A 7,853-nucleotide genomic window follows, 5' to 3' on the forward strand; every position below is an offset into this window, starting at 1 on the left:
CAGGCAATTTTAAACTTGAAATATTATTAATAATTAACTTAGATTCCATTGAAGAAGATGTCGAATACGCATTTTTGACCGAAACATTTCTACTATCTTCTTCCCCCTTGTTTATTGGACTATAAACAATATTTCTAAAAATTTCAGATGAATGATATACCTCTAAAAGATATATACCACTTACCACTCCCTCCACTGGAAGCATTATATTTATACCCGATAATTCTTGAAATTCCTCAGAATATATATATATCCTGGACTTTGACAACATCTTATCGAAGTTGTTTACTATATGCTCTACTATCTTAAAAATATCTTCAACCTTTTCATTGTTGTGTTCCCAGTATTTTTCATCTACACCCTGGTTAATAAATTCACATAACTTTACGATAGCATCTTGATTAATAACACATTGATATCTACCAAAATCAGGTTTGATTAATGTACAGGACCTCTCAACCAGCTCCTGCATTTTTTTGAATATGGATTTTAACAAAGTATCATCCATAGCATTTTCTAAAGCATAAGAATTTATCCTATTAACCTGCTCTTCAGCTTTTTTATCATGAAAAAGGATATAGTCATATAGAAACGACGGATCACTACACTTATTATAATTCCAATAAAGATGACACTTATTCTTCCATAGTTTCTCTAAGAGGAGACTTGCTTCATCATCACCGGTTTTTACGGCATTTATTAAATTATAATCGGCCCCATATTCTGATAAAAATTTTTGCAGCATAGTATAACAGTCGTGATCCATATCGAGACTATTACAACCATTTCCAATGATAGGTATCCCATATACATTCATTATTTTCACAGCTATCACTTCTCCAATATACACTGCTCTATGACTATAATTATTACAGTATATATTTTACCATAACGGCTATCTTTTTATTATATGAGAGAAAGAATTGGTTATATATTATCATTCATATTTAAAACTTCAAATGGAAAACACACCCCAAACTAATTATGATCCAGTTCATGTATTTTTATTTCAATAGCTTCCTTTTCCAACTACTCCAAATGATAACATAAATTACATTCTATATTTTGCTATTGGGGTACAAATTGGGGTACAAAAAGCTAATGTGGACAAATGCTCAGATTTAACCTGAAAATAAAAAATCCCCAAAGCCTTGATATACAAGACTTTGAGGTAAGTTTCCAATGGTGCGACAGGAGGGATTCGAACCCCCGACCCACGGCTTAGAAGGCCGTTGCTCTATCCAACTGAGCTACTGTCGCAAATAAAAATGGTCGGAGCAGCAGGATTCGAACCTGCGACCCCCTGGTCCCAAGCCAGGTGCTCTACCAAACTGAGCCATGCCCCGATCGCGCTTTCGCCTAACGCGTCAACACGGTATATAATACACTAAAACACATATGGTGTCAAGCTTTTTACTACGAAATCTTAGCAAATCAAATCCGAAGGATGCAGATGAGCTTTAGATTTCGTTGTAAGGGCGTAGTGCGAAAAACCGTTTCGCACGAAGTTTACTATGAAATCTTAGCAGATCAAATCCGAAAGATGCAGATGAGCTTTAGATTTCGCGCAAGGGCATAGTGTGAAATAACGTTTCGCACGAAGTTTATTATGCGATTTAAAAATCAACCGCTCTATCAAACAAGACGCTTCAAATCATCCCGCATCTTCATGATTTCATTATATCTGTCCATAGCATCAGCAGGCATATTGCCGGCCCGTAATTCCTCTGTCAGAGCCGCCACAATCTCATACATAGGCGTAATACCCAAATTTGCACTTACGCCCTTCAGATTATGGGCCATGCTGAAGCCATCCTCCACACTGCTGGTGGACAGAGCCGCTCCCAATCCCTCAAAAACGGTATCATCCAGGAATTTCTTGAAGCACTTCTCATAAAATGCCTCATTATTCAAAAACCTTGCCATAGCCTCATCAATGCCACATCCCATGGATTTCAAAGTATCTGTTAAAGCTGACATACGCCTCTCTCCTTATAGTAGAAATAATGATTGCTAAATGTTACCAATATTTACTCATTTATAGGATACACCATCTTGTGAACATAGTAAAGACGCAATGTGTAAATATTATTCCCCAAATAAAAATGGGCTTTCTGGGGCTATACCAATTCAGAAAACCCATCTCATCACAGAAAAATTGCCTTCCTTTATCAGGCCACGACCCGTTTTTTCTCCGGGGCCAATATACGGGCACTATTTAATACCACAGCCAAGGTGGCCGTATTGTGAATAACTGCTGACCACAATGGATTGATAACCCCCAGGGCACCTAACAGCATGGCTGCAGAATTTACCATAATTGTCGCCGTAAAATTCTGGTGAATTAAATTCATGGTCCGCTTGCCCAGCTGCAGGGCATCTATAAGGCGGGTAGGATCCTCAGAGCGAATAGTAACGGCCGAGGATTCGGCTGCCAAATCCGTCTGGCGTCCCCCAAGGGTAACCCCCACATGGGCAAAGGCCAGAGCCGGTGCATCGTTGATACCATCACCTACCATCATTACGGTGCCCCGCTTTTTCAGCTTCATCACATGATTAGCCTTGTCCTCCGGCAACACCTCAGCATGGTAGGCATCAATATCCATATCCCGGGCCACCTCACTGGCCACAGCCTTGGAATCTCCCGTAAGCATTACCACTTCATCCACACCATGACGGCGCATCTGATTCAGGGTCTTTTTCATTAATGGACGAATTGGATCCTTGATGCCAATGGCCCCCAGCAGCTGACCATCCCGGGCCACATAGATATAGCCCATGGTAATGTCCTCCACTGTTATCTGGTCCATGCCTGAAACCCTGCGCTCATTCATCAGCTTGGCACTGCCCACCAGCACCTCGCCGCCGGCAAAGCTCTCAAAATCAGGTACCACCGCCGTCATGCCCCGGGCCACAATGGTCTTGGAGGACTTATGCTGCGGTACGGTCCATTCCTTGTCCTTTACATATTTCTGAATAGCTACTGCCAATGGATGAACGGAATGATGCTCTGCCGAAGCGGCCAACAGCAGCAGTTCCTTTTCCTCAACGCCATTAACCGTCAATATGCTGGACACCTGTGGCACTCCTACGGTAATGGTCCCGGTCTTGTCCAAAACCACCGTATCAGTATCAGCCAGGGCCTCAATGTAGTTACCGCCCTTTACCAATATACCCTTGCGGGCCGCCGCACCTATGGCCGCCGAAATAGCCGTCGCCGTGGACAGCTTCAGGCCACAGGAGAAATCAATAAACAACAGGTTAAGCACCCTCTGCCAGTCTCTGGTTGCCCCATATACAATGGCCGCCCCCAGGAAGGAAATCGGTACCAGCAAATTGGCCATGGTATCGGCAAAATTCTGGACCGGTGCCCGGCGGGTCTGGGCTTCCTCCACCAAATGAACCACATGGGCCAGGGAGGTGTCATCTCCCACCTTTTCCACCTTAATAGTGACCTCACCAGCCTCTACCACGCTCCCGGCATATACTGGCAGCCCCTTTTTCTTCATGGCCGGTGCCGATTCACCTGTAATAGAGGCCTGATTAATGGCCGCCGTCCCTGACAATACCTGTCCATCAATACAGATTTTCTCACCGGTATGGGCCGCAATAATATCACCGGCCTTAAGCTCCTTCACGGAAACCTTCCGTTCAATGCCGTTATCCACCAGCCATACATAAGGCTGATTGAGATTCAGCAAGCCGGAAATATGACCGCGGGCCTTCTCTGCCGCATAGCTTGTCAGCATTTCTGCACCATTGGACAAGGCCAACAGACTAAGGCTGGATTCCGGCTTGCCGGCCAATACCGAGGCCACAACTGCCGTGGCCGTCAAGGTATCTGCATTGGGCCGATTATCCCGTACCAGCCCCGTAACACCATTTTTAATAAAATTACGGGCAATATACAATATCAAAGCACTGCGCAACAGCTTTACACTGGCAAAGGCCGTTGGAGAAGCCTTTTTCAGCAGCTGCATGGCAATAAAGCTGCCCACGGATAAAATGGCCTCCCGGCGATAATCAGCCATATCCTGCACATCGTCCTTATTTTTGTACGACGCCGTTACGGCCTCCACCAGTAGCTTCACCCGCTGACCAGGAAACGCCCCCCGATACCATATTTTCAGATCCGTCCCTTCCACCACAGCCGATACAATACCCGGCATAGCTCTCAGACGGACGCACAGCATTCGGCTGTCTGGCTGGGACAGTCTGACACCCATTTTTATACTATAGCATTTAAAGGCCATCAATGTTTCCACCCCTTCATCATGTGAAGAGCCCACCATACCATAGCAGGCCCGGAAGGACGCTGCCCATATAAGAATATCTTGCGGAGCCCTCTTATCAGAAACAGAATTGACAGCAGGGATGACAAATCAAACCAACCATTGGTCATTAGTCTTATTTGATTATTAACGGAGCTGATTGTGTTATGCCAATTGGAGGAATATAATACCGGTGCTTTCTTCGTTGCCCCCTGTCCCAGTCCACAGGTGCTGTTCCCGGAATTCGTCATCATCTGAAGCCGTCCAGTCAGCTCATTTACCTCCAGCTCGTTCATATTGTGGATAATCAGCAGACTTCCGGTGAGAGTATTAATTTCTACCTTGGAAATTTTCTTCTTTTTCTCCAGCTTCTCCTTCAATAGGGCTGCAAGTGCTTTGTTATCTATCAATGCACTAATCCGATAACGGCATCTGCCCTTCAAATTACTTACCAGGGCAAAGGGCTCCACCGGGCTGCGGTGTCTATTGGCCCAGGTATTGCCCCCTATATTGGCCCCTTCCCTATTCCCCTTCCAGCGGTTTTTTCCGCCAATTATCTCATGGATGTTACGTCCGATGGCCGCCCCCATCATCATTCCAGACATAAATGACATTCAATTACCTCCTCACATGAGCTTTTATGTATTCCTCCACCCGTACTAATTCAGCATTATGCCGAAGCTTCTGGGGAGTATATAAAATCAAGATTGAACCGGTGACCTCATTTACCTTCACCTCATCCAATTCTTCAATTCCATCTAAATAGGAAAAAACCTGATTACACTTTTCCCTGTTGCCAATCAAGGCTTTACTGTAAAGCCGCACCCGGCCTGGAATATATGAGGACACCTCCACAGACCGCACGAATAAATCCAATTTATTTTTTGGAAGATGCAAAACATCCATTATTCCCATTTTTTCTACCACCTTAGCCGCATCTTTTTTTACTTTGTTACAATGCTGCCAGGTATGCATAGCCGATAATCCAAGCCACAGCATACCGCACATAATATGTATACGCTTATTGCCAAGCCACAATGAAGCGGCAGTCCCCAGTGCGGTTATCCCCAATGGCAACGACAATGGAGCATTTTTTACTGTATTCTTTATTTCCTTTTTATCCATTCTGCCCACTCCCATACGCAACACAATTACCTGCAATAACAAGAAAGAGGCTGCTCCAGATATTCTAAAGCAACCTCCACCCTACTACACCATTACTCAGCCTGAGCTGCTTCCTGAGCCGCAATCATATCCTCAAGCTCTTCCTTCTGACGTTGAAGCTCAGCCAATGGAACCTGACCAGCCGGAAGCATGGACTGCTGCATGGCTGCCATCTGCTGCTCACGCTCCTGCATGAACCGATAGCCGAAAATACCTGCAACTGCACCTACTGCCAAACCAATCCAAAAATCTGTCTTCTGAAACATTCTATTTTCCTCCTTACGTCTATAACCTTGAAGAATAACTCCTATCGGATTATACCACTTTTTTATGAAAAAAATCCAACAGATTTTATTCTGCAAATGTTTGCTATTGAATTGTAATAATCATTATCATTATTATAATTCAATCTCCCTTCCCTGTCCAGTAAATTTTGAAAATGATTTTTATTGCTGTTTAAGCAGCAAACCACCGCCCTGACCGATTTTAAAGCTAGTCTTGGTGGCTTGTCCCCCTTTTTCATCAAAGAGAGTCATCCATATATCATTAACATCCGACATTACATAGAAGTTTTTCTCCCTATTTTTATTATTCACAGCCTCCTTGTAGTTCTCCGGTACATCGGCACGGCGGCTGACCCAGCTTTTTTGTGGAACTATCGTCGGTACACCGTTCGTAATATCATAGGCCCTGGTGCATTCCCAGCTTTCTCCCTCCTCCACAGTATCCACATAAATATACCTTCTGCCATCAGCCATGCTTACCAGTATCGGTCGGATAATTCCACTATAGCCGCTGTCAAACAGCTGCTCACCACCGGCCTCTACTCTTATGCCACTATCTGTACCACCTACGGTAATGGCTGTACTGCTGCCATCAGCAAAGCAGGTCCGGACAGGTAAATAGGGAAACAGCTCCATACAATAGACTGCCGGCATAGCTGCATATTTTTCCCTGAACAGACCGGGGTAATCATCAAAGAGGATGGTGGCATTGAAAATGCCCTCTGCATAGGAGCCAATCATATATGGATTGAAGTAGAATGTGGCTCCGCATGGATCAAGGCTCCAGGAAATCTTATCCTCCAAAATCATATGCTCTACCATTCTCTCCATAAGCTTATCACCATCTGTCATAAAGGAGGCATTGGGATAATCCCGACGCAGTTGGGCTTCTATTGCCCCCACCAGCATATTGGCGTCAGTAAATACATCGGTAAGCTCCAGCTCCCGGCCGGTTTTGCTGTCAAAATTCCGGCCAAATACTGCATACATACCATGGACACCGCCTTCGTAGGAATGATAAAACTCAAGCAGGCTGGTCACATTCGTATCCGCCCGGCGAACATATACATCGGTAAGGTTTTCATAGGGGCCAAAAAAGAAGCTTCCGTCAGCCCTTCGCAATTCCTTTTCCGCTTTAGCGTTCTTCAGCATTTTATCCCGTACAGCTTTGTATTCCTCATTAGCCCTCTTGTTATATTCCCAAAGACTGTCCTGAAGGGCAGCGACCCCCTTTTCTTTTCCGGAGCCCACCATATTAACCAGAGTCTTGGAGCTCCACAGCAAATCCCCGTCCCCATCGCCATCCCGATAATATCTGGTTTTTACATTTAGCTGAATTGGTTGAATTGCAGCATCCACCGGTATCTCAGCCTCGCAAAGGGACACAGAAAGAGCGAAAATCATACCCGTAGCCAAGAATTTTTTAATTTTGTTTGATATATACATTATTTAATCCCTCCCAAAATAAACTCCGTGCAAAATGATATTTTGCACTACGCCCTTACAACGAAATCTATGGCTCATCTGCATCCTTCGGATTTGCTTCGCTAAGATTTCATAATATAATTTCTGTTACCACTTACAAGTAAAATATCATAATAGGAGCTTTTATGCAAAAAAAATTAAAAATCAATCTCCCCAGCCTTCCCATTGAGGTTAATGCGGAATGCGGAATTCTTAATTAAGCCTTCCACTTGCGACGCGAATGCAATGAGCTAGCCCCGTAGGGGAAGGCTTTTAGTATAAATAGATGAAAATAAAAAAGATCAACCTCAAATGAGATTGCTCATTTTAACTTGCAACTTCCTGGCCAAAATGTGCGGGTGGCATGGGATAGGGACATGAAGCATGCGCAGCTCTAAATGACACATCGGTACAAAATCTATTAAAGCTGATATGATGTGGCGGACGGACGCGAAGCCCGTCCATACCAATCAAAGCCAATAAATTAATTGATGTGTCACTAGCGAAGCAAATGAATGGACCTGCCCATGACAGGACCCGCCTTACCGGCAATTTCCTGGCCAAAATGTGCGGGTGGCATGTGGTATGGACATGAAGCATGCGCAGCTCTAAATAACACATCGGTACAAAATCTATTAAAGCTGATATGATGTGGCGGACGGACGCGAAG

7 protein-coding genes and 2 tRNA genes are annotated in these 7,853 nt (G+C 44.4%); all 9 read right to left on the reverse strand.

What is annotated here, in order from left to right:
- Positions 1-826 (reverse strand): hypothetical protein (locus Q0Y54_RS10285; protein ID WP_297967316.1); only part of this gene is annotated, 826 nt, incomplete at its 3' end.
- 357 nt (positions 827-1,183) lie between these two features.
- A tRNA-Arg gene (locus Q0Y54_RS10290) sits at positions 1,184-1,260 on the reverse strand.
- A gap of 9 nt (positions 1,261-1,269) precedes the next feature.
- Positions 1,270-1,346: transfer RNA gene (locus Q0Y54_RS10295), tRNA-Pro, on the reverse strand.
- A gap of 289 nt (positions 1,347-1,635) precedes the next feature.
- Positions 1,636-1,980, reverse strand: a complete 345-nt coding sequence (locus Q0Y54_RS10300) for an Hpt domain-containing protein (RefSeq protein ID WP_297967320.1) — start codon at positions 1,978-1,980, stop codon at positions 1,636-1,638.
- 191 nt (positions 1,981-2,171) lie between these two features.
- A complete protein-coding gene (locus Q0Y54_RS10305; protein WP_297967322.1) occupies positions 2,172-4,253 on the reverse strand; it encodes a cation-translocating P-type ATPase in 2,082 nt (693 codons plus the stop codon).
- Entirely contained in the window at positions 4,253-4,885 is a 633-nt protein-coding gene (locus Q0Y54_RS10310; RefSeq protein WP_297967325.1) for an HMA2 domain-containing protein, read from the reverse strand. The genes Q0Y54_RS10305 and Q0Y54_RS10310 overlap by 1 nt, the downstream gene beginning before the upstream one ends.
- 4 nt (positions 4,886-4,889) lie before the next feature.
- Entirely contained in the window at positions 4,890-5,396 is a 507-nt protein-coding gene (locus Q0Y54_RS12665) for an HMA2 domain-containing protein (RefSeq protein ID WP_366072652.1), read from the reverse strand.
- Positions 5,397-5,488: 92 nt separating this feature from the next.
- Positions 5,489-5,701: a hypothetical protein gene (locus Q0Y54_RS10320; protein WP_027398005.1), complete on the reverse strand. Its 213-nt coding sequence runs from the start codon at positions 5,699-5,701 to the stop codon at positions 5,489-5,491.
- Between the two features lie 180 nt (positions 5,702-5,881).
- On the reverse strand, positions 5,882-7,165 hold the full coding sequence (locus tag Q0Y54_RS10325) for a DUF3298 and DUF4163 domain-containing protein (RefSeq protein WP_297967331.1): 1,284 nt from the start codon (positions 7,163-7,165) through the stop codon (positions 5,882-5,884).
- Positions 7,166-7,853: the final 688 nt, after the last annotated feature.

The sequence above is a fragment of the uncultured Anaerovibrio sp. genome (assembly GCF_947302755.1).
Lineage (GTDB): Bacteria > Bacillota > Negativicutes > Selenomonadales > Selenomonadaceae > Anaerovibrio.

Coding starts and splice junctions, on each gene's coding strand:
- Q0Y54_RS10300 (WP_297967320.1), bottom strand. CDS start 1,980: ATGTCAGCTTTAACAGATACTTTGAAATCCATGGGATGTGGCATTGAT.
- Q0Y54_RS10305 (WP_297967322.1), bottom strand. CDS start 4,253: ATGGCCTTTAAATGCTATAGTATAAAAATGGGTGTCAGACTGTCCCAG.
- Q0Y54_RS10310 (WP_297967325.1), bottom strand. CDS start 4,885: ATGTCATTTATGTCTGGAATGATGATGGGGGCGGCCATCGGACGTAAC.
- Q0Y54_RS12665 (WP_366072652.1), bottom strand. CDS start 5,396: ATGGATAAAAAGGAAATAAAGAATACAGTAAAAAATGCTCCATTGTCG.
- Q0Y54_RS10320 (WP_027398005.1), bottom strand. CDS start 5,701: ATGTTTCAGAAGACAGATTTTTGGATTGGTTTGGCAGTAGGTGCAGTT.
- Q0Y54_RS10325 (WP_297967331.1), bottom strand. CDS start 7,165: ATGTATATATCAAACAAAATTAAAAAATTCTTGGCTACGGGTATGATT.